The sequence below is a fragment of the Microvirga pakistanensis genome (genome assembly GCF_004458765.1).
GTDB classification, from domain to species: Bacteria; Pseudomonadota; Alphaproteobacteria; order Rhizobiales; family Beijerinckiaceae; genus Microvirga; species Microvirga pakistanensis.
In genome coordinates this window covers 1-223 of record NZ_SPJX01000644.1, presented here as the reverse complement: position 1 = coordinate 223, position 223 = coordinate 1, and the positions used below count along the sequence as shown (strand labels likewise).

The 223-nt window shown below is 57.4% G+C and carries 1 rRNA gene; it reads right to left on the bottom strand.

The features are described 5' to 3' along the window. A 16S ribosomal RNA gene (locus tag E4K09_RS24390) occupies positions 1 to 223 on the bottom strand; the annotation flags it as partial.

Below are 223 nucleotides of genomic sequence, written 5' to 3'. Positions count from 1 at the left end.
GGTAAGACCAACTCCCATGGTGTGACGGGCGGTGTGTACAAGGCCCGGGAACGTATTCACCGTGGCGTTCTGATCCACGATTACTAGCGATTCCGCCTTCATGCACTCGAGTTGCAGAGTGCAATCTGAACTGAGACGGCTTTTTGGGATTAGCTCCCCCTCGCGGGTTCGCTGCCCATTGTCACCGCCATTGTAGCACGTGTGTAGCCCAGCCCGTAAGGGC